This window comes from Gynurincola endophyticus (assembly GCF_003991195.1).
GTDB classification, from domain to species: domain Bacteria; phylum Bacteroidota; class Bacteroidia; order Chitinophagales; family Chitinophagaceae; genus Gynurincola; species Gynurincola endophyticus.
On record NZ_RCWL01000002.1, the window covers coordinates 62,598 to 87,573 of the forward strand.

Genomic DNA, 24,976 nt, shown 5'->3' on the forward strand with positions numbered 1-24,976 from the left:
TATTTAAATAAAACTTTACCGGATGCTAAAGTGATCGAACTAAGTTACCAGCGGTATTTATTTTAATAATTACCGGTATGTTGTTTAATAAGCTTCTCTATAATTAAGAGGTGGGAGGGCGATAATCCTGTATAAATTCTCTTGGAGTTTTACCATATTGTTTACGAAACTCCTGGCTAAAATAGCGTCGGTCTTTAAAGCCCACTTCCATCGATACTTCATTCACATTCAATCGTTGCTCCTGTAATAATTCGGCCGCACGCCTCAACCTGATTGATTTTATAAAGTCATTCACCGACATTTGAGTAATTGCTTTTAGTTTTTTATAGAGTACCGGTACGCTCATCGCCATATGCCTTGATAACATCTCTACACCGAATTCAGGGTTGTCCATATTTTCTTCAACAAAACTTACAGCACGATCAAGGTATTCTTTATCCACCGTATTCATTTCTTTGGCTGCAAATGAAACCGGCTTTTCTGAAATGGGATCTATAAATTGAGCTCTGAGAGAATTTCTTAATTTCTCGCGTGCAGAAAGCAGGTTTCTGATGCTTAGTTGTAAAATTTTAGGACTGAAGGGCTTGGTGATATATATATCCGCCCCGTTTTCAAGTCCGGTAATTTTATCATTCTGAGTACTTTTTGCTGTCAGCAGAACAACCGGGATATGGCTGGTTCTGTTATCGGTTTTTAGAATACGGCATAACTCAATTCCGTCCATTTCAGGCATCATGATGTCACTTACTATAATATCAGGAATTTCGGTATAAGCAATGTTCAGTCCTTCTTTTCCGTTTACTGCTTCAATTACAGTATAATTCGGCTCGAAAATTTCTCTGACCATTTTCTTCAGTTCCGGATTATCTTCTACAATCAGAATAGTTTCTGTTTTAGTGGTATCATTTTCATTTTGATATACCTTATTCATATCAGTCATTGTAGAATCCTGTGCGCGCACTGAAGGTATTAATGCGTCAGATTTTACTTCACCCTGATCAAAATGCAGTTTTCCTTTTTTCAGAAAAACTTTAAAGGAGGTTCGCGATTCTCCGGAATCTGCTACAGGTACACTTTCAACCAGAATATCTCCTTTATGTAATGTTACAATAGTTTTTGCCAGTGCCAGACCAATTCCATAGCCGGTATTTTGTTTACCGTCTTCAGCTACCTGAAAAAAATTCGTAAATATTTTATCGATATAATCCAGTGCGATACCTTTTCCATTATCCGTAACACAAACAATTACTTCTTTTTCATTTTCCGTAACTTCTACCAGAATATTTCCTTCTTCCTGAGTAAAACGGAAAGCATTTGCCAGTAGATTAAAGAATACTTTTTCCAGTTGTTCTTTATCAAAATACAATGGAAGTACATCATTATTGTGAACAAAGGAGAACGAAATATTTTTCTTTATACTTACTTCTGTAAAGCTGTTATAGATATCTTCGAGAAAAGCAACCAGGTCATACTGACCTACAGATAATTTAAGATTGTTGGTTTCGGCTTTTCTGAAATCCATTAACTCTCCTACCAGTTTAAGTAAGCGGTTGGCATTACCTTTAACACCGATGAGTTTATCTTTTACAAACGATGATGTGGCATCTGACTCAAGCATTTTATCAACAGGAGTCATGATCAGCGTCAGGTGGGTTCTGATTTCATGTGACACATTTGTAAAAAAGTTCAGTTTTACCTGATGTAGTTCTTCTTCTTTTTTTAACAAAGCACCCAGGAAAAAATAGCGTACTACCACAAAAACAACTGCTCCGACTGCCAGTGAATAAATCAGGAAAGCCCACCATGATAACCAGAAAGGCGGTAGAATGGTTATTTTCAATTTCTGAACCGGGCTCCACACCCCATCATTGTTAGCTCCTTTTACAACAAAATTATACTTGCCTGAAGGAAGATTGGTATAAGAAGCGGTTGGTTCCGATGTATATACCCAATTCTTATCATATCCTTCCAGCATATAAGCAAAAGCATTTTTACTACTTTTTATATAATTGAGTAAAGCAAAATCTACGGTAATCATGTTCTGATTATACCTTAACACAATATCATCTGTATAAGCAACCGCTTTGTCTAAAATTTCTCCGCCTGCTGCAGGTATCAATGTTTCATTAAACAGTTTCAGATCAGTTAAAACAAGATTTGCAGGTTTCAGATTTGCCTGAATCTGTTCCGGATAAAAATAGGTGATTCCACTAAACCCACCGAACCAGAACATGCCGTTGCTATCTTTAAAAAATGAATTGTAGTTAAAAGATTTTCCTGCGAGCCCATCACTTTCGGTAAACACCTGAAAAAGATCAGCTCCGGCATTAAACTTAATGAGCCCATTGTCGGAGCTTAACCACAAATTTCCTATTTGATCTTCAAGAATTCCTACAATATTACGGTTACCGATTTTTCCGGCCTGATTATAAATTTCCAATTTACCGGTTTGTTCATTGAACCTGGCCAAACCACCTTTGCGCATGCCTAACCAGATAGCTGATTTACTATCCTGTATTACGCAGTTAACAATATCATCTGTAATTTTATCAAATACTCCATTTCTGAAACAATACAATCCTTCGGCTGTCGCGATCCATAATCGCTGTTGATCGTCTTCAAGAAAATAATACGCTGTATGTTTCATCACTTCGGCACCTTTATAATAATCTACCCTTTCTGTTAATCCATGCTCAGTATTGTCGAAAATCCTGACACCTTCCGTAGAGCCTATCCAGAAGCGTCCGCGGCTGTCTTCATAAATACTCAGTATTTCAGAATTTAAAGTAGAGGGATCATTTTCTTTAAAGAGGTATTTTTTAAATTTTTTAGAACCGGGATCAAAAACATTTAATCCGCCTCTGTGCGTACCCACCCAGATTCTGCCGTGACGGTCTCTGTAAACATATTTAATAAGGTTTGAACCAATCTCTCCGTCATCCTGTCCTTCATTTTTATATACAACGAATGAACCTTCTTTTCTTTTGAAATAATTTAATCCCCCTCCTTCTGTTCCGATCCACAGATTATTATTCTCATCTTCTACAATGCTGCTGATAACATTATTATTCAAATAATTATTCTGATCTTTTTTTCTCAGAACCTTAAAGTCGGTATGTATAACATTTGTATAATTCAAACCGCCAAAATAGGTTCCTACCCACATATTTCCGGTCTGATCCTGAAAAATTGCGTGAATACTATTCTGGCTGAGGCTTTGTGATACTCCGTCATTTTGTTGCAGATGTTCTACGACACGGAAATCTTCATTCAGAATAGTAATACCTTCCTGGGTTCCAATCCATATCTGACCTATATTGCTGACGAAAATCCGGCGGATATTATTATGAATGAGTTTTTTTTCTGTATTGTTAGAATTGAGGTGCGTAAATTTTTGTGTTTGCGGATCATATATATCAATGCCGCTGTTTAATGTTCCTATCCAGATCCTTCCAAATCTGTCTTCGGCCAGCGCTGTAATAAAATTAGCACTGACTGTTTCAGGAAATTGAATATTTCGTGTATAAGTTACCCCCGTAGCAACATTTTGTTGCACCTGCATTTTTATTAATCCGTTGGTAGTACCTACCCATACATTATCTTTTCGGTCTACCAGCACTGCTCTTACATCCGTTTTTACCGATGTACTGTTTGTTAACGGTAATATTATTTTTTTAAGCGTATCTGCAACATTATCCAGTGTGTATATTCCTTCGCTGGTTGCCATCCAGATATTACCTTTCTGGTCTTCATAAATCTGGTAATAAGCGAGTTGATAAGAAACGGGAGAAGGAATTCTGGTGAAACGGTCCTGCAAATGATTGTATCTGTTCAGTCCCATGTAAGTACCTACCCAGAGACGTTTTTTAGAGTCTTGCTTTAGTGATAATATATTATTAGAAGAGAGTGTTACCGGGTCATCATTACGGGCTTCATATACTTTAATCCGATAACCATCGTATCGATTCAGACCATTTGAAGTTCCGATCCACATAAACCCATTATGATCCTGCGACAATGACAAAACAGCATTCTGTGACAAACCGTCTTCAGCAGTCAAATGATGAAATGATATTCCCTGGGCAGTAATACCAGCAGGGTTCATTACAAAAAAAACAATCGTTATGGCAACTATCAACCGGTTCATCGGTACTTTTTAAGATTACGGCTATATTTTTTTATGCTCAATACCCGAAACAAGCAAAACTCCAAATGAGTGTGTTATAAATTTACGATTGAAAACCAATAAAATGTCAACAATTTATTATTGTCTAACATAAAGCTTAAGATATTCACTCATATCTTGAAAAATATAGTAAGACCTTTATGAAGTATGATTACATCAGCTGAATATTACGCTGTTTGACAGATAAACGGGTGCTGAATTCCACAGTACAGATTTACCGCAAACAGTTTAAGAAAGAGATTGCATATGAAAAAAAAGATTCTTTTAGGTACCATTTTACTAGTGATTACCATTGTCGTTGTTCAGTGGGATGGTTCTCCCAAATTAACCATTCCTGAAGAAGTACAGCTGGCGATGAAAAACCTTCCCGACCAACTGGATTACAATGTCCATGTGAAAAGTATTCTTTCGGATAAATGTTTCAGCTGTCATGGCCCGGATATGGCCAAACAAAAAGGTGACCTCCGCCTGGATATGGCTGAAGCAGCATACGGAAAGGAAACCGCCTCCGGTCTAAAAGCTATTAAACCCGGAAATCTCCGTAAAAGTGATGTTGCACACAGAATCCTCAGCACTGATAAAGACTATCTGATGCCTACACCGGCCTCTCACTTAACGCTTACGGCTGAGGAGAAGGCTGTTTTGTTGAAATGGATCGATGATGGTGCCGAATATAAACCTCACTGGGCTTTTGAAGCGCCGGTAAAACCCAGGCTTCCGAAAGTACAACAGAAAGAATGGGCTCAGAATGAAATTGATTTCTTTGTTCTTCAAAAACTGGAAACAGAAGGATTGCAACCATCACCTGAAGCAGACAAGGAATCTTTAATCAGAAGAGTGAGTTTTGATTTAACCGGCCTGCCTCCTACCATTCAGGAAATTGATGCTTATCTGAATGACAATTCAACCGACAGCTATGAAAAAATAGTAGATTATTATTTGAAATCTCCGCATTATGGCGAAAGAATGGCGGCGTATTGGCTGGATGTTGCACGTTTTGCAGATAGCCATGGTTATCTCGATGATAAACACCGTGATGCTTCGCCCTGGCGCGACTGGGTCATCAACGCCTATAATAACAATATGCCGTTTGATCAGTTTATTACCTGGCAACTGGCCGGTGACCTTTTACCGCAGGCCAGCAAAGAGCAGATTCTGGCAACCGGTTTCAGCAGAAATCAAAAACAAAATTCTGAAGCAGGGATACTTCCTGAAGAATTCAGGGTAGAATACAATGTTGACAGAACGAATACGATCGGAACAGCACTACTGGGTATGACGGTCAGCTGTGCCAAATGTCATGATCATAAATACGATCCTATCAGCCATAAAGATTATTTTTCTTTATACGCTTTTTTCAACAGCACTTTTGAACTGGGCAGTTCCAACTACGGCGCTGACAATAACATTGTTCCCGGCCCCACATTACTATTACCTACCAGTGAGCAGGAAAGTCAACTTGAAATACTCAAAAATCATATTGCGCGTACTTCAAAAAACAAAGCTACCGGCAGCGAAAGTATACCGGCAAAGAATATCAATGATAAAATAATAGCTGCATTATCTTTTGAAAAAACAGAACAATTATCCAGCTACAAAAATGATAAGCCGGTAAAAACAACCGGTGTGATGAATCGTGTACAACCGGCACTTTCAGCAACAGCCACACAAACAAAATTCGTACAGGGAATTGCGGGCAATGCACTTCAGCTGGAAGAAGAATCATTGGTTCACCTTCCACCCTACAGAGTCGGAAGTTTTGAACGATATGAACCTTTCGCTTTTTCATTATGGCTGAATGTTCCTAAAAATTATGAAGAATCTGCCATCCTGCATAATAGTGATCCGCGCAGATACGGATTTCAGGGATATGACCTGATGTTGATCAATAATAAAGTTAATTTTCGTTTAATGCATGCTTTTCCGCATGATGCCATCAGTGTATACACTAAAGCAGCACTTGATTCAAATAAATGGTATCATATCACTGTCAGTTATGATGGAAGCAGCGAAGCAGCCGGAGTAAAAATTTTCATCAACGGAAAACAAACCACTACAGAAACCGAATACGATCACCTGAAGAAAAACATCCGTCCATTTCCGAATATTCATAAGGTAGTGGAGTTTACCGGACTCTCATTTGGAGCAAGGTCACTGGAAAAGACTATGAAAGGTGGAATGATTGATGAATTTTATCTGTTCAATGATCAGCTCACAGCAGATGAAGCCGCTTACCTTTATCAGAATAAACAGCTCAGATTAAATGCAAAAAATAAGATTATTACTCCTGTAAGAGATAGTCTGTTTTATTACCGTGCCCAGCTTGCCCGTACCTATGACGATATTCAGGAAACAATGGTCATGGGAGATTTGCCTGTTCCGAGAAAAACATATATACTGTTGCGGGGTATATATGATAATTACGGTCAGGAAGTAGAAGCAAATACGCCTGCAGCAATACTACCGTATCCGGCATCATTTCCGAAGAACAGGCTGGGCCTGGCAAAGTGGCTGTTTTTACCGGAAAATCCGCTGACAGCAAGAGTAGCAGTGAATCATATATGGGAATTATATTTTGGTAACGGGCTGGTTAAAACCTCTGATGATTTCGGTAATCAGGGAGAATTACCTTCGCATCCAGAGTTACTAAATTATTTGTCTATCCTTTATCAGGAAACAGGCTGGGATACAAAAGCGATTCAGAAATATATATTGATGAGTTCCACTTACAAACAATCTGCAGTGATCACTCCCGAGTTATATGCCATAGATCCTGACAATCGTTTACTGGCAAGGAGTTCAAGATACAAGATGCCTGCAGAAATGATCAGAGATAATATATTATCGATCAGTAATCTGCTTACCAAAAAAATTGGCGGGCCAAGTGTGTACCCTTATCAACCGGAAGGACTTTGGGAAGCATTGAGTGACAAAAGCTGGAAATACCACTATCATTTGTCAGAAGGTGAAGATTTATTCAGAAGAAGTATTTATACTGTTGTGAAACGTTCGAGCCCTCCGCCATTCATGTTGATTTTTGATGCACCAGACAGAAACTTTTGTACGGTTAAAAGAACCAATTCGAGTTCTCCGTTACAAGCGTTGGTATTAATGAACGATCCCACTTTTATAGAAGCAGCAAAATTCATATCAGACAGAATGATCAACGAAGGTGGCCCACAAATCACCGACCAGCTTGTTTTTGGATTCAGGCTCGTAACAGGAAGAAAACCACAAAAACCAGAGCTGGATTTATTAGTAAAAATGTATGAAACGGAATATGAAGTATTCAAAAAAAATCCGGTAAAGATGAAACGACTTTTATCAGTAGGTGAAGCAAAGTGGACACAATCGAGAGACCTGAACAAAACTGCAGCCTACGTAAATGTGGTGATGGCACTTACCAATACAGATGAATTTATCACAAGAAAATAAGATGACATTGAATATGAGCAAAAGTTATTTACCATTCCTTATCTCTCATATGCAAGTATTCATCGCCTGCCGGTAACCCGGCAGGTTTACTTGAAACAGTCCGCCGGTGATAACCGGTTAACCTTATAAATAAAATAACTATGGACGAAATCAAAAAAATATTATACCAATATGACCGTCGTAAGTTTTTAAGAGGATCAGCCATTGGCCTGGGTGGTATTGCCCTCAGTGCGTTATTGGGATGTGAGAATGATGCAGCCAAAAGCAATAAAAAAATAATCACTTTAAATGATGTGGATGAAAATCAACCCTTGATTAATCCCCATTTTGTTCCGAAAGCTAAACGTGTAATTTATTTGTTTCAAAGCGGTGGCCCTTCGCAAATGGAACTATTCGATTACAAACCTAAATTGTATGAGATGCACGGGCAGGAAATACCTGATAGTGTAATTGGTACCAACCGTGTTTCGGGAATGGTGTCGAATCAGAATAGTTTTCCTCTGGCGGGTCCGGCAGCAACCTTTCAGCAATATGGAAAAAATGGTACTTATCTGAGTGATCTGATTCCACATACTGCAGGTATTGTAGATGATATCTGTATTGTAAAAAGTATGTTTACCGAACAGATCAACCATGAACCTGCCGTGATATTTACGCAAACCGGTAATCAGTTAAGCGGCCGTCCAAGCATCGGCTCATGGTTAAGCTACGGTTTAGGTAGTTTAAATCAGAACCTGCCGTCTTTTATTGTACTTATATCCCAGGGTGGAGGTGATCAGCCAATCAGTAACCTGGCCTGGAGTAACGGATTTCTTCCGTCACACCATCAGGGTGTACAATTTATGACCGGAAAAGATCCTGTACTCTATCTGTCATCAGATGCCGGGCCAGAAAAAATGGACCGTAGAAGAGCATTAGATTTTATAAAAGAATTTAACCTCCTCCAAAAAGACCAATGGAAAGATCCGGAAATAGACAGCCGTCTCAATCAATATGAAATGGCCTACAGAATGCAGATGGCAGTTCCGGAAATATCCGATCTGAGTGATGAACCACAACATATATTGGATATGTACGGACCCGATGTAAGAACTCCCGGAACTTATGCCTACAACTGTTTAATGGCAAGACGTCTCGCAGAAAAAGACGTGCGCTTTATACAATTGTATCACCTTGGCTGGGATCATCATGGAAGTCTTCATTCCGGTATCAGAAAAGCAACTGCACAAACTGACCAGGCATCGGCAGCATTGGTAAAAGACCTTAAACAACGAGGACTACTTGACGACACACTCGTAGTATGGGGTGGAGAGTTCGGTAGAACCAGCTTCTGCCAGGGCAAATTAACACAGGAAGACTTTGGAAGAGACCACCATCCGGGCGCTTACTCCATCTGGATGGCAGGAGGCGGAATCAGACCGGGAACTGTTTATGGACAAACAGATGATTTCGCACATAATATTGTGGATGGTAAAGTACACGTGCACGATTTCCAGGCAACATTATTCCATCTGCTCGGAATTGATCACGAGAAATTTACTTATAAAAGTCAGGGAAGAAGATACAGATTAACAGATGTTGCAGGTGAAGTTGTAAAAGGAATTATTACTTAAAATGAAAAGAAGAAACTTTTTAAAAAATACGCTGAGTATCAGTACTACCGGATTGGTGGTACCTCACTTTAATATAATATCATCCAAACCTGATAACAATAATAGTAATAATGATATTATCGGCCATAACGGATTCAGGTATCGTATCAATCGGGAATGGGGAAATCTCGACCGGAATCGTTATCCCGTAAAAGATTGTCACGAAATGGTGATGGACAGCCGCAAGCGGTTAATCATGCTGACCAATGAAACCAAAAATAATATTCTCATTTATGATAAGTCCGGTAAACTACTGGAAACATGGGGAAATCGTTTTCCCGGTGGCCATGGCCTTACCCTACACAATGAAAACGGCGAAGAATACTTATACATCACCGATTTTGAATTAGGAGAAGTGTATAAAACCACTCTTAAAGGTGATATTCTGCTTACCATACGTCATCCGAAATTCATCGGCCAGTATAAAGACTGCGATAGATTTTTGCCAACAGAAACCTGTATCGGCCCCAATGGAGATATTTACATTGCAGACGGATATGGCTCACAATACATTCTTCAGTATACTTCCAAAGGTGAATTTATCCGGAAATTTGGTGGGGATAGTTTTATTTACGACGATAAATTCAAACAGGTACATGGTATCGCATTGGATACACGCGACGCTGACAACCCTGTGTTAATCTGCAGCGAGAGAGTTAAAAACTGTTTCAAACGATTTACGCTGGATGGCCGGTATATTGACTCTATTTACATGCCGGGCGCTTATCTTAGCAGGCCGGTAATTGATGGTGAAAATATATATGCTGGTGTATGCTATTCGGCACTGAAACATCATATGCTCACATTAAATTCAGGATTTGTAACGATACTTGACAAAAACAACAAAGTCATATCCAATCCGGGAGGTACCGAACCTGTTTATATTACTGACGAACCCGAATTAATGGTACAGAATAAACCTGTATTTAAACATTGCCATGATGTTTGCATAGATGATGAAAAAAACATTTATGTGTGTGAATGGAATGCCGGCGGAGTTTATCCAACTAAACTAGAACGAGTTTAAAAATTCTACGATTGTTCCTTATGATTTATCTAAATATTTTACAAAACTGGATGAGTTTTCTCGGACATTTTCACCCACTGGTAGTGCACCTGCCAATTGGTATACTCATGATAGTTTTCATAATGGAAATACTTCAATGGAGAAAGCCGGAAAACAACCTGGGGAAAGCAATCCGGCTATCACTTGTTGTTGCTTTTATCACAGGAGTTATTTCTTGCATTGTCGGATTCTTTTTAAGCCAGGAAGGCGGCTACGAAGAAAATACTTTGTTACTGCATCAATGGATGGGAATCAGCTTAACCTTATTTACAGGAATCAGCTGGTTACTCTATCAAAAAAATCTGATCAGGTGGTATCGCGCAGGGCTTGTCGTGCTCTTTCTCGCTTTAATGATCACAGGGCACCAGGGAGGAAATATGACTCACGGTGACGATTATCTTACAGCAGGCTTACCAGGACTGATCGGAGGCGAAGTAAAAAAAATAAACTCAACACCAGTAGCAGCAATAACTGATATTCAACAGGCGCAGGTGTATAAACAATTAGTAGTTCCCGTTCTGGCAAACAAATGTTACAGCTGCCATAGTTCAGCAAAAATAAAAGGTGCTCTTCGTCTCGATGAAGAGAAACATATTTTTAAAGGCGGTAAACATGGTACGATCATCGAACCTGGAAATGCCGCCAATAGTGAGTTTATTAAAAGATTACTACTTTCTCGTGAAGATGACAAACTGATGCCCCCGAAAGATCAGGAACCCTTAACAAAAGAAGAAATTACCTTACTGACCTGGTGGGTTGAAAGTGGCAGTAATACCAGTAAAAAAGTGGCAGAATTGAATCCGGATTCTTCCACCCTGGTGATGCTAAATAGTTTTGTAGCAAACCACGGAACTACGCCGGCTCAAAAACATGAGCCGGAAGCACTATCTGCTGTTTTTGAAAAAACAGTTTCTATGCCGGATAATGAATCAGTGGAAGCCCTAAGAAATTTATCAGTGCTGGTGAGCCCGGTAGCCCAAAACAGTCCTTTTTTGATGGTCAGTTGTGTAAACTTTAAAGAGTTTGACAATAAAACAGCACAACTGTTGCTGCCCCTAAAAGACAATATTGTATGGTTACAGGTTGAAAATACAATGATCACCGATGATGCTTTAGCAATAATAGCACAAATGCCGAACCTTATCCGGTTAAACCTATCTGCCACTTCAATCGGAACCGAAGGCATCAAAAAATTACAGGCATTAAGTTTTCTTGAATACATCAATATAAATCATACCAAAGCAGATAACAAAACACTGGAAATATTGCAAAAAATCAACTCTTTAAAAAATATTTATTGCTGGAAAACGTCTGTTACCCCTGAGGCAGTGGGAATTTTCAGAACCCAAAAGCCTGAAACAAACATTATTCAGGGAATAGAAAACTTATAAAAGCATAAACACTATATTGATAATCAAATAGTTAAAACAGATTTAAAATAATCACGTCAATCTTTTAAGAATTTCTCTCATACGAGATTTTAATTAACTAATTTTTGCAATGATTGATAAAGAACCGATTGTGATTTTTTTCAGAAAATTATGAATACAGTATCAACGCGTTTGTTTTGTCTGACAATATTCTTTTGTTCATTTATTGAAATTTGTAGCGCACAGCATGAAAGAAATTTTTTGCAACAGGCTGCCACAAAAACAATACTTGCACAAAATCTGCAGAAGGTTATTCCGTCTGCGGAAACATATTCGTACTATAACCGTAGCTTCTGGAATGCTATACCTTCCCGATACAAAAATCAAATCATCGCTGCCGGCGAAGATGCTCTGCATTATAAATGGCAGGTAGTACCAGCCATGACCTATCTTGAATTTGTACTTACAGGCGAGCGCTACAATATGGAAGATATCTATAATGAAAACCTCACTGCTATTCAGAAATTGTTGTTTGCAGAGCTGGTAGAAGGTAAAAAAAGGTTTGTACCGCAATTAATTAATGGAGTATGGGCCTTGTGCGATATCAGCAGCTGGTCAATTTCAGCCAGCCTCAATTTACAGAAAAAAGGAGCAGGCCTACCCGACCCAAACGAACCAATCATTGAATTGGGCGCTGGCATTACTTCTAATGTAATGGCATGGGTCTACTATCTCATGAAAGATAACTTTGATGAATATAATCCATTAATCAGCGAAAGGCTTTATAATGAAATTCAACGAAGAATTCTTCAACCATATTACAATCGGAATGATTTCTGGTGGATGGCACTGGACGGTAAAACCAGAATGGTGAATAACTGGAATGTATGGTTAAATTATAATGTACTTACCTGCCTGCTATTGGTAGAAAAAGATACTGATAAGAAAACTGAAGGTATCTATAAAACGATGCGCTCCGTTGATCAGTTTATCAATTATTACAAAGAAGACGGAGGTTGTGAAGAAGGGCCTGCTTACTGGACTCATGCCGGAGGAATGTTATTCAATTATCTTGAACTACTAAAGGAAGCCACCGGAGAAACCATTAATCTGTTTGATAGTGTACTGGTAAAACGCATCGGTACTTATATAGCGAAAGCCTATATTGATGGTAATTATTACCTGAATTATGCAGATGCATCAGCTAAATTAACCACCGATCCGGCATTGGTATATTCCTATGGAAAAGCAATCAGCGACAGTACACTGATCAGATTCGGAGCTTATCTGGCACAACAACAACGTTGGAAAGACAGTCTTCCTCTTTCTTCTGTTTACGGAGGATTAAGAAACCTTCAGAATATTTCATCAATTCTGTCAACCCCGCCCCGGGCTCCTTACCTTTCTGACATATGGATGCAGGAAACCGGAATAGCTATTGCCAGAGATGAAGCCGGCACCCCGGAGGGATTTTATTTTTCGGCATTAGGTGGTCATAATGATGAAAGTCACAATCACAATGATGTAGGAACCTGCGTACTCTATTATGATGGGCAACCCATTTTAATAGACATCGGCAACGAAACCTACACCAGAAAAACATTTAGTAGTGAACGTTATGACATATGGACGATGCGTTCATTATATCATAATGTGCCCCACATCAATGATACTGAACAGGCTTACGGCAAAAAATTTAAAGCAACGGGTACGACCTTCAGGTTCAATCCAAAAGAAGCCGTCTTTACTACTAATATAGAAAAAGCTTACCCTGAAAATGCCAATGTAAAAAGCTGGCAACGGAGTTATCATCTTCGAAAAAAACAATCGTTTACGATCAGCGACAAATATGAGTTGTCAAAAATGTCGGGAAATACTTCACTCAACTTTATGACTTCAGCAAAGGTGAACAAAATTGATAACGGCTTATTGATGTTCTCCATTAATGAAGTTAAACTGGTAGTGGAGTATGATCCCGCACTACTCAGCGTAACGGTAGAAGCGATACCTGTTGCTGATAAAAAACTGCTTCAAAGCTGGCCTGCCGAAATCAGCCGTGTCAGTTTTAAACTGCTCAACACAAAAAAATCAGGGTCACACAAAATTATATTTAAAAAATACAAATAACTCATTAATCTCATCTTTATGAAATGGACAAGTCTTTGTTTATTGATTGCTGCCGGTTTTATTACCATATCGGGTAATAAAAGTGAAGAAGCGGCATTCGTAAAACAAAATCTGGAAGAAGCCAGGAAACAGGTAATACTGCTGCTAAAAGATGCTGACGCGGATAAATCATTTCCAAGAACAACCAATGCACAAGGAAAACTGGTTACCACAAACATGTACGATTGGACGCCAGGATTTTTTCCTGGTACATTGTGGTATACTTTTGAAAATACACCTGATGCCAATTTAAAAGATGCCGCCATTCGCTGGACCGAAAAGCTGGAACCTTTAAAAGACTTTACAGAACACCATGATCTGGGATTTATGGTTTATTGCAGCTATGGAAATGCTTACAGGCTGACACAAAATAAAGAATATAAAGATTTGCTCGTACAAGCGGCGCGCTCATTGAGCACCCGTTTTAATACTACAGTAGGATGTATTAAATCATGGAACAGGTTTCATTCATGGCACGGAAATAAAACGTATGATTTTCCGGTAATCATCGACAATATGATGAACCTTGAGTTATTATTTTTTGCTACAAAAGTTACGGGCGACAGTTCTTTTTACAAAATCGCTGTTACGCACGCCGACAATACATTGAAACATCAGTTCAGAAAAGATTACAGCTCATACCATGTAATCACTTATGATACACTGACCGGAAAGGTTACAGGAAAGGAAACCGCACAAGGTTATTCCGATAACTCAACATGGTCAAGAGGACAAGCCTGGGCGATTTACGGTTACACCATGACTTATCGGGAAACCGGTAACCCGGCTTACCTGAAAGCTGCTATAGGTATGGCTGAATATTATCTGAACAATAAAAATTTACCAAAAGACAAAATACCGTATTGGGATTTCAATATTCACCAGAAAGGATTTGTGCCTGGTAAAAAATCTTATGCACTTCAGGTAAATACACCCTACCGCGACGTATCTGCTGCTGCAATAACCGCCTCAGCTTTATTTGAACTAAGCACCTACGATAGAAAAAAAGAAAACAAGTTCAGAAATGCTGCCATCAAAATGTTGCACTCATTGAGTGCATCCCCCTACAAAGCAGCATTAAACACCAATGGAAATTTCATTCTGAAACATAGTGTTGGCAGTATACCTCATGAAACAGAAATAGACGTACCGCTGGTATATGCAGATTACTATTATGTAGAAGCATTAACCAGATACAAACAATATCTGAACGGAACACAAAACTTTAAAGTTTCACTTCAGCATTAGTTATTAAAATCTGCACCCAGAAATTATAAACGTAAAATTTACAGCTATCCGGGTAAACATTAAATAACCATTATACTTTTTAGCTATAATAATAGCAAATGCAGGTTCTGCCTTAAAACAGGCAACGCTTGTATATGGGGAATTTATTTGCCCTATTGTATCAACAAGTAGAAAACATGTATCATGACAAACCCTCTAAAATATAATAAACATCCGTTTATAGAAGTAAACTTTTTAAACGGCGAACCTAAAACAGGTTGGATCAGCATCAAAGAAAGCATCACTTCAGCTATCGGAAATCTAAAAAAATCTAAAAAAATAGTACTCTTTGATACCTATCAGGGGGTTCATGATGATGAAATTCTGCAAGGATTAGTTCAACCATTAAACCTGAAAACTATTTATACCAGAGATTACTTTCTGAATGAAAAAGAACTGGAAGTTTTATTGCAGCCATATGTAACAGACGATGAGATATTCGGGTACATGAACCGGCTAACAATGATCAACCTGTTCGATACGAAAAAACTTAACAGTATCCGTAAAGAAATCGAATCACAAAAAGAAGGTATTGTACTCATTTACGGTCCGGGAGCATCGCTCCTATCCTCCGCATCAGATCTGTTAGTATACTTTGATATGCCCAGATGGGAAATACAGCTCCGGTTTAGAAATAATACAGTAGGAAACCTTGGTTTTCAGAATAACAACCATAAAACTTCCCTACAATACAAACAGGCTTTTTTTGTTGACTGGCGTATTTGTGACAGGCACAAAAAAACAATAATGCCGGTTTGGGACTTTGTTGTAGATACTACCACTGCCGGTAGCCCTGTTATGGTTAATGGTAATGATCTGAACGCGGCTTATCAACATACTGCTGAGCGTCCTTTCCGGTTTGTTCCTTTTTTTGACCCGGGCCCATGGGGAGGAAAGTGGATGATGGAAAAATTAGGCTTACCGAAAGATGTGCCGAATTATGCCTGGGCATTTGATTGTGTTGCTGAAGAAAACAGCATCGTATATAAATTTGGAAATACTTTCTTTGAAACGCCTGGTATCAATCTGGTATTTGCCCAACCTGAAAAATTGTTAGGACCTGCAGTACATGCACGTTTCGGAGAAGAGTTTCCTATTCGCTTTGACTTTCTTGATACTATAGAAGGCGGCAACCTGAGTTTACAGGTACACCCTACCACCGGTTATATACAGGAAAAATTCGGTATGCATTATACACAGGACGAAAGTTACTATATGCTGGATGCAACAGAAGGCGCTACAGTATATCTTGGATTAAAAGACGATATCAACCCGACAGAAATGATAGCTGACCTTCATAAAGCTCAAAAAACAGCATCAGACTTTGATGTTGACAAATATGTACAGCAATGGCCGGCTAAAAAACATGACCACTTCCTGATTCCGGCAGGCACTATTCATTGTTCCGGAAAAAACAGTATGGTACTTGAAATAAGCGCAACTCCTTACATTTTCACATTCAAATTATGGGATTGGAACCGGATGGGCCTCGATGGCAAACCACGTTCTATTAATATCGAACATGGCAAAAATGTTATTAACTGGTCTGTAACTCCTGCATATACACAAAAGCATCTCATCAATGATATCACAACAATAGCGTCAGGTGACGGATGGAAGGAAGAAAAAACCGGCTTACACGAAAAAGAATTCATTGAAACCAGGCGACATTGGTTTACAAAAAAGGTTACTCATTATACCGAAGGTAGTGTAAACGTACTCAACCTCGTAGAAGGAGATGAAGTAATCGTAGAGAGTCCTGAAAATGAATTCACACCCTTCAAAGTAAACTATGCAGAGACATTTGTTATTCCTGCTTCAGTAAATGTTTTTACCATCACACCATATGGTAATAGTGAAGGAAGGAAATGCGCCACCATAAAAGCACGGGTAAGAACAGGAATAACACATCAACCAATCACCGGATAAACATTATTCAATGAAAAAAATCAGTAAGCAGGAATTTATTTGTCTTACCGCTGCATTGGGAGGATTATTATTCGGCTTTGACACCGCTGTTATATCAGGAGCCCTGTCTCCTATCAAAATTCAGTTTTCGCTCAACAGTGGCATGGAAGGCTGGCTGGTAAGCAGTGGATTAATCGGATGTATATCAGGAGTAGCTGCCACCAGTATGGTCAGTGATAAAATCGGCAGAAAAAAAACGATCATTTTATCAGCCTGGATGTTCCTCGCATCTGCCATCTTATGTGCCGGTAGTTTTTCCGTTTCAATGTTGGTAATTGGTAGAATGATAGGAGGAATTGGCGTAGGTATGGCTTCAGTAATTTCTCCTATGTTCATTACAGAATTTGCACCGGCGGAAAAAAGAGGAAGAATGGTATCTTACTATCAGTTATCTATAACTGCGGGCATACTGCTTGCATACTTTTCAAATGCTTTGCTGGATACAAGATCTGCACAGAGTATTTTTCAAACAGAAATATGGCGGCCAATGTTTTTAGTGATGGCGATACCATCAGTTATTTTTATGTTGTTACTGGCAAAAGTTCCTGAAAGCCCCCGTTGGTTGATCAGTATTAATGAAAAACAAAAAGCAGCATCGATCTTGTTTAAAATCATTCCACCGGAAACAGCAGCCAGAGAATTTAAAGCGATGGAAGAAGCTGCGGACAAAAGCCGGCAAAACAGCAGGTCTCTTTTTTCAAAACCTCTCCGGCTGACTTTATTCATAGGTACCATTCTGGCCGTTCTGCAACAATTTTCAGGAATTAATGCTATCATCTACTATGGACCAAGCATTTTTGAAAAAGCAGGAATAGACAGTCAGAATGCTTTATTGTTTCAGGTAATTATCGGATCAGTTAATCTGTTATCCACCTTTATTGCTATTAAATGGACAGATAAATACGGTAGAAGAAAACTAATGATAATCGGATTGATCGGTATAATAGTTTCACTACTGGGTTGCGGATGGTTATTTTACACAGATTACACGCAGGGTTACCTCCTATTAATATTGATGTTATTTTTTATCGCCTGTTTTGCTTTTTCACTGGGTCCGGTTACGTGGGTAATCATCAATGAAATATTCCCTACCGATGTAAGAGTAAAGAGCGTAGCATTTTGTACACTGATGTTATGGGTAGCGGTTTGGATGGTAGGACAATTTGTTCCATGGTTATTGGAACAGGCAGGTGCTGCGTGGTTGTTCTGGATTTTTGCTGCATTCAGCACCATTAATCTCATTATTATCTGGAAATTAGTAAAAGAAACCAGTGGTAAAACATTAGAAGAAATAGAAGAAGCCTTTGTAAGTCCGCATTAATATTTTCAAACCGGTAAACTAAAAGTTTTCGTAAAAAATTGTATATGTCAAACCGAAGAAAATTCATTCAAAACTCAGTATTGGGGTCAGCAGGAATACTCTTATCTGCAAAAGTAGTGAGTGCATCCTCCTCCGATACTACTATTAAAAAACCAATTGTTGTTTCTACCTGGAACTTCGGCGTGCAGGCAAATGAAGCGGCATGGAAAGTACTGGCAGAAAAAGGTCATGCACTGGATGCAGTAGAAGCCGGCGTTCGTGTGCCGGAAGCTGATCCAAAGGGTAATAGTGTAGGATATGGCGGTTTGCCAGATCGTGAAGGGCGTGTTACCTTAGATGCCTGTATTATGGATGAAAAATATAATTGTGGTTCAGTGATGTGCATAGAACATATTATGCATCCAATTAGTGTTGCAAGGCTGGTAATGGAAAAAACACCACACATCGTATTAAGCGGCGAAGGTGCATTACGTTTTGCATTAGCCAACGGTTTCAAAAAACAAAACCTTCTGACACCCCAAAGTGAAAAGGCATGGAAAGAATGGTTAAAAACCTCCAACTACTCGCCATCCATGAATATCGAAAATCAATCCTACAGTAAAGAAAATGATCCTATGCCCGGTGGGCCGGATAATCATGATACAATAGGCATGCTGGCGCTGGACGTAAATGGAAATTTAAGCGGTGCCTGCACTACCAGCGGCCTGGCTTATAAAATTCATGGTCGTGTTGGTGACTCTCCTATCATTGGCGCCGGCTTATACGTAGATCCTGAAGTAGGTGCGGCTACTGCAACAGGAGTAGGTGAAGAAGTTATCCGGATAGTAGGTGCACATCTGATTATAGAACTTATGCGACAGGGATATGCTCCGGAAGCAGCCTGTAAAGAAGCAACTCAACGCATCATAAAACGCAACCCTGAAAAATCAAAAACAATTCAGGTCGCATTTCTTGCATTAGATAAAAATGGTAACTACGGAGCATATGCTCTTCAAAAAGGTTTTACATTCGCTGTAAAAAGCGGTACGGAAGAAAAATTAATTAACGCAAAAAGTATTTATTAACTATGGCAAAAGCATTATTCGAACTTTGTTCATTCAATATACAGTCTTGCATCATCGCTGAAAAAATGGGTGTATACCGTGTAGAGCTTTGTGATAATCCGGTAGAAGGTGGTACTACCCCCGGCTATGGAACAATTAAACAAACCAGAGATAAAATAAGTATTAAGCTTTATCCCATCCTTCGTCCGCGTTGTGGAAATTACTATTATGATGAAAACGAGATTGAAATTCTGAAACATGATATTGCAATGTGTAAGGAATTACAATGCGATGGAATTTCAATCGGTGTACAAAATATAGACGGTACGATCAATGTTGACCAGCTAAAAGAGTTTGTAGAGCTGGCTTATCCGATGAAGGTGACCTGTAACCGTGCTTTTGATGCTACTCCAGACCCATTCAAAGCACTCGAAGATATTATTGATGCAGGGTGTGAAAGAATTCTCACGTCCGGACAAAAAAGCGGTGCCCCTGAAGCCACTTCATTATTAGCCGAACTGGTACAAAAAGCCGGTGACAGAATCATCATAATGCCTGGTGCAGGAATTACTGCTGAGAACATTGAACAGTTGATGAAAGAAACCGGTGCCAGGGAGTTTCACGGTTCATTAAGAAAGGCAACCGTAAATCCGATGAGTTTTGCCAATCCGGCAGTTCTTGATTTCGGTACCGTTTGTCAACCAGATCAACTGGCATTGGCAAAATTATTAGAACAGCTAAATTAGCGCAGTTATATGATATTTACTATTAAGAAATTAAGAAACCCATACCGCTTCGCTTTGGTTCATTCTAGCTGTTAATTGTAATTTAAATAGGAAGAGAATGAAGGAAAAAAGCGTATGAAGAGCGGGTTAACAGTGCTTCCTAACCTTCATTACCTTCATGTTTCCCATCGATACCCATTCATTGAAAAAATTAATACGTAAGTTGAAGTGCTAAATAACCTTAATTTCTTAATGGTGAAAAACTGTGTAACAAAAAACTCTTCCTTCTCCACTTATTAGCTACCTTTGCAATATTACTGGTAGAATTGAGCGATTGTATAAAGCTTTTCTGCTGTATTACATATCATCTCTATTCTCCCTCGTTTGTGCGCCATACATTTAGCATTACTTTATTCTGAATAACATGAATGATTTTATTGCAGCCCGGTCACAAATGGCCATGTCATTAGGTTTCCACATTATTTTTGCCTGCGTTGGAATGGTTATGCCATTCTTCATGGCCATCAGTCATTATAAATATCTGAAAACCGGTAATGAAGTTTATAAAGGATTAACCAAGGCCTGGAGTAAAGGCGTTGCCATTTTATTTGCCACTGGTGCAGTATCCGGTACCATGCTTTCTTTTGAGCTGGGCTTACTCTGGCCAGAGTTTATGAAACATGCCGGCCCCATTTTCGGCATGCCGTTTTCTTTAGAAGGTACTGCATTTTTTATAGAAGCGATTGCTCTAGGCTTTTTTCTATATGGCTGGAACAAATTCAACAAATGGTTTCACTGGATAACAGGTTTACTGGTGGGTATCAGCGGACTGGCATCTGGTATATTGGTAGTGGCTGCTAATGCATGGATGAACAGTCCTTCCGGGTTTGATTATCAGAACGGCGTTTTCTCTAATATAGATCCGATAAAAGCCATGCTCAATGAAGCCTGGTTTTCACAGGCATTGCATATGGTATTGGCAGCCTTTACCGCAACAGGCTTTGCGGTGGCCGGAGTACATGCACTCATGATCCTCAAAAAGAAAAACATTGAGTTTCACCGCAAAGCATTTTCAATTGCAGCTACCTGCGCCTGTATCGCAGCGCTGTTACAACCGCTGAGTGGTGATATATCAGCAAAAGATGTAGCAAAACGCCAACCGATCAAACTGGCAGCTATGGAAGCTCATTTTCATACAGAACCTGCTGCTCCTTTCATATTAGGTGGAATTGTTGATGAAGAAAAACAAGAGGTAAATTACGCCATTAAAATACCTGGTGTTTTAAGCTTTCTGGTTCATGGAGATTTTAAAACACCCGTGAAAGGATTAAATGAATTTCCTAAAGAAAATCTGCCACCGGTAGCCATTACACACTATGCTTTTCAAATTATGATCAGCCTGGGAATGTTACTTTGCCTTATCTCATTAATATATCTGCTCGCCGTCTGGAAGAAAAAAAGCTGGCTGTCGGCAGCATGGTTCCTTAAACTGTTCGTCTTTGCCATTCCGCTGGGCTATATCGCATTGGAAGCCGGTTGGGTAGTAACGGAAGTCGGTAGGCAACCGTGGATCATTTATGAAATCATGCGCACAAAAGATGCAGTAACACCTATGCCGGGTATAGTTTATTCATTTTACATATTTACAGCTGTGTTTATTTCATTATCCGCGATTGTAATATTTCTACTTTACAGACAGATGAAGATGGTGGGTAAACTTTATGATCCCACAGATCCCCATTTTATTACAAAAAAGCCAAAACATTAGCCATGTTATATGTAGTGATCGCCTTTTTATGGGTATCGTTATATCTCTACCTGATTTTGGGCGGAGCAGACTTTGGAGTGGGAATATTAGAAACATTTACAGGTAAAAAAAATATTGAGAAAGTCAAAAACACTTCTTACAAATCAATGGGCCCGATTTGGGAAGCCAATCATATGTGGCTGATTATTGCCATCGTGGTGCTGTTTGTCGGATTTCCGACTATCTATAGCACGGTTTCTATCTACCTCCATATACCCCTGGTGCTGATGTTATTAGGAATTATAGCCAGAGGTACTGCATTTACATTCAGACACTATGATGCAATTAACGACAACTGGCAACAAGTGTATAACCGGATATTCCGCGTCAGCAGCATTATAACCCCGTTCTTTCTGGGTTTGATTGCTGCCAGTACCGTTTCACGACACATAGATCCGGCTGCTACAGATTTTTTAAGTGCCTATATTTTCAGCTGGTGGAACCCATTCGGTATTAGTGTAGGGTTATTTACCGTTGCAATCAGTGCTTATCTTGCATCTGTTTATATCATCGGAGAAGCAGAGAATAAAGAATTTGTACAATACCTGACCGGAAAAGCCAGAACATACTTTTTTGTAGTAATGATAGCAGGCATGCTGGTATTCACAACATCATATTTTGAGCAGATTCCTTTGTTCACCTGGATATTCGGGCAAACGATCGGTCAGATTGCCATCGTTCTCGCTACTTTATCGATCATAGTACTCTTTTGGGCATTTAAGCACAAAAAAATTACAACGATGAGAATATGCGTGGCGTTACAAACTTTTATGATTCTCGTAGCGGCCACCTATAATCATTTTCCCGATCTCATTCTGTTAGCAAATAATCAATCTCTTTCACTGGTTGATCACCAGGGAAGTGAAAGAACAATAGAAGTATTGGCCTGGGCGCTGATGCTGGGTTCAATTTTTATCTTACCGTTCTTTTTTTATCTGTTGTATTCATTTCATCGAAGAAGAGTTCAATAAAAAATAATAACATTAATATCTACACGAATAAAATTACGCTCAATATTCTTTTAAACTATTCTTACTTCTTTTTATTTTTTACCGTTATCTGATTCTAAGAAAAGAAGTCGCCGTATATTATGGTGCAGGCTTCGGCATACAACATAAACCAACCATTTTTACATAAAGATCGTTCGCCGAAGAATGTTGCTTTTCAGAAGAACATACCTTCTGTATGTCGTTTAAGTTGTATCAATATCAATCTTTGTTTAATAAAATAATACGCAAAATTGCGTATTGTGCTGCCAGAAACGTTTTCCGAATTTTATGCTGTTAAAATTAATAAAATGAAAAACCGGGAAGCACCTGCCTGAAGCTAATTACAATAATAGCAATAGAGGCACAGTATAAAAATTCAGATTTTATAAAACAATGATATGATAAACTTAACGTACAGATTAGTAATAAAAACTCAGCGCTTCGCAAAATACTTTAGTGTGAGTGCAGTTCTCATGGCCAGTATAGTCGTATTTATTTCATGCGGTAAAGACGGTACCGCTGCCGACGATGACGATCATCAAGAAGAAACCCCGATCGAAGGTGGTACATCTTCAGAATTTTCGGTAGGCATTGCAAAGAATTTTTCCGGGGCCGCATCGCTTACTTATACAGACGCAAATGCCGTAGCTGATTTCTACGCGGGAGAGCATCCGGTTGCCATATATGCAACTCCTGCAGGCAAAGGAAGTGATATCGGCAAGGGCAAGCTCGTTCTTTCAAGAAATGGCACTACCTTCACGATGAAACTATTAAACGCAAGTGGCAGCATACTGGCCGAGAATAACGTAGATATCAATGCCAACGGAGGCAGCAACTATAAGCAATTCATTCGTGTATCTGGCACCCCCTCTAACACAACCATTACCACCTGGGCGAATACAACAGACTTCAAACGTCAACAAATATTAATTTATGCGAATGATAACGGTGAGTTGTATGATGGCTATACTTCCATAGAGTTTTCGAATCAATACAGATTCCGCAATAACGTGGAACATTTTGGAACAACACCACCGGCAGCTTTTGCATCTCTGAAAGGTGTATGGGAAGGCTCAGCACTCCAACCTACCTGTAACCCTAACCCGATAACGGTAACCATTTCGGCCGAAGGTTCAGTCAACTTTAAAGGAAAAGCCTCCATGACCTGTGCAGTTCAGGATGCAACAGTTAAATGGGATGGACAAGATGATTTTGTAAGGCCCAATACGATGGAGTTCAATCAGGTTGAGGCAGGTAGTCAGATCGCTATCGATTATGGCAGTACCATCCGTGATAGTCAGAACAACAATAAAAGAGGGGGTGCACTGTTAGTTGTGCCCAAGTTAAAAGACCCCACCAGCCTCCTGGATGCTCAATACTATGCTACGCCGAGTTATGCAGGAATGGTGATAGTACGAAAGCCGGTAAAGAAATAAGTTACAACAATGTTTATTTTATAGTGCAGTAGTTTAAGCTGCACTATAAAATAACAAACTTGACTTACATCAACCTTTATAAACATATTATTGAAAATAATAAGTTAAATACTATTTTTGAAGAATAAAGCCTGGATTACATTTTGGGGTATTATTGATGTGTTGAGATTAGCTTTCATTTTTGAGGTAATTTCAGTATTACGGAGCTCAAAAAGAAGTATAGGGAAATCGTTAGCGGTGATTTGCTTTCATTTTAGTAAATTCAATATAACAAAATGAATTTACAGCCTTTTCGGATTACTCCGTCGTGATTTGCTTTCTGTTTTACTCTAATTTCAGTATTACACAACTTTTCATAAAACCTTTACTTTAAATGATTGGTTATGATTCGCTTTCAGTCTTAATGAAATTTCAGCATTACACTATTATTCAATCGTTGTGCAGGTCATTACCGTTGCGATTTGCTTTCTTTCTGAGGTAACTTCGGTATTAAACAACACTATAAAGTTCAGTCGTAACTTTCTT

14 protein-coding genes are annotated in these 24,976 nt (G+C 39.1%); 13 read left to right on the top strand and 1 reads right to left on the bottom strand.

Going from position 1 to position 24,976, the window contains the following annotated elements; all coding sequences use genetic code 11:
* Positions 1-103 precede the first annotated feature (103 nt).
* Positions 104-4,147 carry a hybrid sensor histidine kinase/response regulator transcription factor gene (locus tag D9O48_RS04285; RefSeq protein WP_126970984.1) on the bottom strand — a complete coding sequence of 1,348 codons (4,044 nt, stop codon included), beginning with the start codon at positions 4,145-4,147 and terminating at the stop codon, positions 104-106.
* Positions 4,148-4,432: 285 nt separating this feature from the next.
* Between D9O48_RS04285 and D9O48_RS04290 the strand changes: the two genes are divergently transcribed.
* The 13 genes from D9O48_RS04290 to D9O48_RS04350 all read left to right on the top strand — a co-directional run bounded on the left by D9O48_RS04290 (position 4,433) and on the right by D9O48_RS04350 (position 24,451).
* Positions 4,433-7,621 carry a DUF1553 domain-containing protein gene (locus D9O48_RS04290; RefSeq protein ID WP_126970986.1) on the top strand — a complete coding sequence of 1,063 codons (3,189 nt, stop codon included), beginning with the start codon at positions 4,433-4,435 and terminating at the stop codon, positions 7,619-7,621.
* Between the two features lie 140 nt (positions 7,622-7,761).
* The gene (locus D9O48_RS04295) at positions 7,762-9,234 is read left to right on the top strand and encodes a DUF1501 domain-containing protein (protein ID WP_126970988.1); all 1,473 of its coding nucleotides are present in this window, start codon (positions 7,762-7,764) and stop codon (positions 9,232-9,234) included.
* A 1-nt stretch (position 9,235) separates the two neighbouring features.
* On the top strand, positions 9,236-10,300 hold the full coding sequence (locus D9O48_RS04300) for an NHL repeat-containing protein (RefSeq protein WP_126970990.1): 1,065 nt from the start codon (positions 9,236-9,238) through the stop codon (positions 10,298-10,300).
* Between the two features lie 20 nt (positions 10,301-10,320).
* Positions 10,321-11,730 carry a c-type cytochrome domain-containing protein gene (locus tag D9O48_RS04305; protein WP_126970992.1) on the top strand — a complete coding sequence of 470 codons (1,410 nt, stop codon included), beginning with the start codon at positions 10,321-10,323 and terminating at the stop codon, positions 11,728-11,730.
* Between the two features lie 150 nt (positions 11,731-11,880).
* Positions 11,881-13,836 (top strand): heparinase II/III domain-containing protein, encoded by a 1,956-nt coding sequence (locus D9O48_RS04310; RefSeq protein ID WP_126970994.1) that lies wholly within the window; start codon positions 11,881-11,883, stop codon positions 13,834-13,836.
* Positions 13,837-13,854: 18 nt separating this feature from the next.
* Entirely contained in the window at positions 13,855-15,123 is a 1,269-nt protein-coding gene (locus tag D9O48_RS04315; protein ID WP_126970996.1) for a glycoside hydrolase family 88 protein, read from the top strand.
* Positions 15,124-15,306: 183 nt separating this feature from the next.
* A complete protein-coding gene (locus tag D9O48_RS04320) occupies positions 15,307-17,091 on the top strand; it encodes a class I mannose-6-phosphate isomerase (protein WP_126970998.1) in 1,785 nt (594 codons plus the stop codon).
* A gap of 10 nt (positions 17,092-17,101) precedes the next feature.
* Positions 17,102-18,451 carry a sugar porter family MFS transporter gene (locus D9O48_RS04325; RefSeq protein WP_126971000.1) on the top strand — a complete coding sequence of 450 codons (1,350 nt, stop codon included), beginning with the start codon at positions 17,102-17,104 and terminating at the stop codon, positions 18,449-18,451.
* A gap of 44 nt (positions 18,452-18,495) precedes the next feature.
* Entirely contained in the window at positions 18,496-19,515 is a 1,020-nt protein-coding gene (locus D9O48_RS04330) for a N(4)-(beta-N-acetylglucosaminyl)-L-asparaginase (RefSeq protein ID WP_126971002.1), read from the top strand.
* 2 nt (positions 19,516-19,517) lie between these two features.
* A complete protein-coding gene (locus D9O48_RS04335; protein ID WP_126971004.1) occupies positions 19,518-20,240 on the top strand; it encodes a copper homeostasis protein CutC in 723 nt (240 codons plus the stop codon).
* 403 nt (positions 20,241-20,643) lie between these two features.
* Positions 20,644-21,987, top strand: coding sequence for a cytochrome ubiquinol oxidase subunit I (locus D9O48_RS04340; protein WP_126971006.1), 1,344 nt, complete (start codon positions 20,644-20,646; stop codon positions 21,985-21,987).
* 2 nt (positions 21,988-21,989) lie between these two features.
* Positions 21,990-22,997 carry a cytochrome d ubiquinol oxidase subunit II gene (locus D9O48_RS04345; RefSeq protein ID WP_126971008.1) on the top strand — a complete coding sequence of 336 codons (1,008 nt, stop codon included), beginning with the start codon at positions 21,990-21,992 and terminating at the stop codon, positions 22,995-22,997.
* Between the two features lie 476 nt (positions 22,998-23,473).
* Positions 23,474-24,451: a hypothetical protein gene (locus tag D9O48_RS04350; RefSeq protein WP_126971010.1), complete on the top strand. Its 978-nt coding sequence runs from the start codon at positions 23,474-23,476 to the stop codon at positions 24,449-24,451.
* The last annotated feature ends 525 nt before the right edge of the window (positions 24,452-24,976 follow it).

Excerpts from the sequence above, each read along its gene's own strand:
- D9O48_RS04285 (WP_126970984.1), bottom strand. The coding sequence starts at position 4,147 with ATGAACCGGTTGATAGTTGCCATAACGATTGTTTTTTTTGTAATGAAC.
- D9O48_RS04290 (WP_126970986.1), top strand. The coding sequence starts at position 4,433 with ATGAAAAAAAAGATTCTTTTAGGTACCATTTTACTAGTGATTACCATT.
- D9O48_RS04295 (WP_126970988.1), top strand. The coding sequence starts at position 7,762 with ATGGACGAAATCAAAAAAATATTATACCAATATGACCGTCGTAAGTTT.
- D9O48_RS04300 (WP_126970990.1), top strand. The coding sequence starts at position 9,236 with ATGAAAAGAAGAAACTTTTTAAAAAATACGCTGAGTATCAGTACTACC.
- D9O48_RS04305 (WP_126970992.1), top strand. The coding sequence starts at position 10,321 with ATGATTTATCTAAATATTTTACAAAACTGGATGAGTTTTCTCGGACAT.
- D9O48_RS04310 (WP_126970994.1), top strand. The coding sequence starts at position 11,881 with ATGAATACAGTATCAACGCGTTTGTTTTGTCTGACAATATTCTTTTGT.
- D9O48_RS04315 (WP_126970996.1), top strand. The coding sequence starts at position 13,855 with ATGAAATGGACAAGTCTTTGTTTATTGATTGCTGCCGGTTTTATTACC.
- D9O48_RS04320 (WP_126970998.1), top strand. The coding sequence starts at position 15,307 with ATGACAAACCCTCTAAAATATAATAAACATCCGTTTATAGAAGTAAAC.
- D9O48_RS04325 (WP_126971000.1), top strand. The coding sequence starts at position 17,102 with ATGAAAAAAATCAGTAAGCAGGAATTTATTTGTCTTACCGCTGCATTG.
- D9O48_RS04330 (WP_126971002.1), top strand. The coding sequence starts at position 18,496 with ATGTCAAACCGAAGAAAATTCATTCAAAACTCAGTATTGGGGTCAGCA.
- D9O48_RS04335 (WP_126971004.1), top strand. The coding sequence starts at position 19,518 with ATGGCAAAAGCATTATTCGAACTTTGTTCATTCAATATACAGTCTTGC.
- D9O48_RS04340 (WP_126971006.1), top strand. The coding sequence starts at position 20,644 with ATGAATGATTTTATTGCAGCCCGGTCACAAATGGCCATGTCATTAGGT.
- D9O48_RS04345 (WP_126971008.1), top strand. The coding sequence starts at position 21,990 with ATGTTATATGTAGTGATCGCCTTTTTATGGGTATCGTTATATCTCTAC.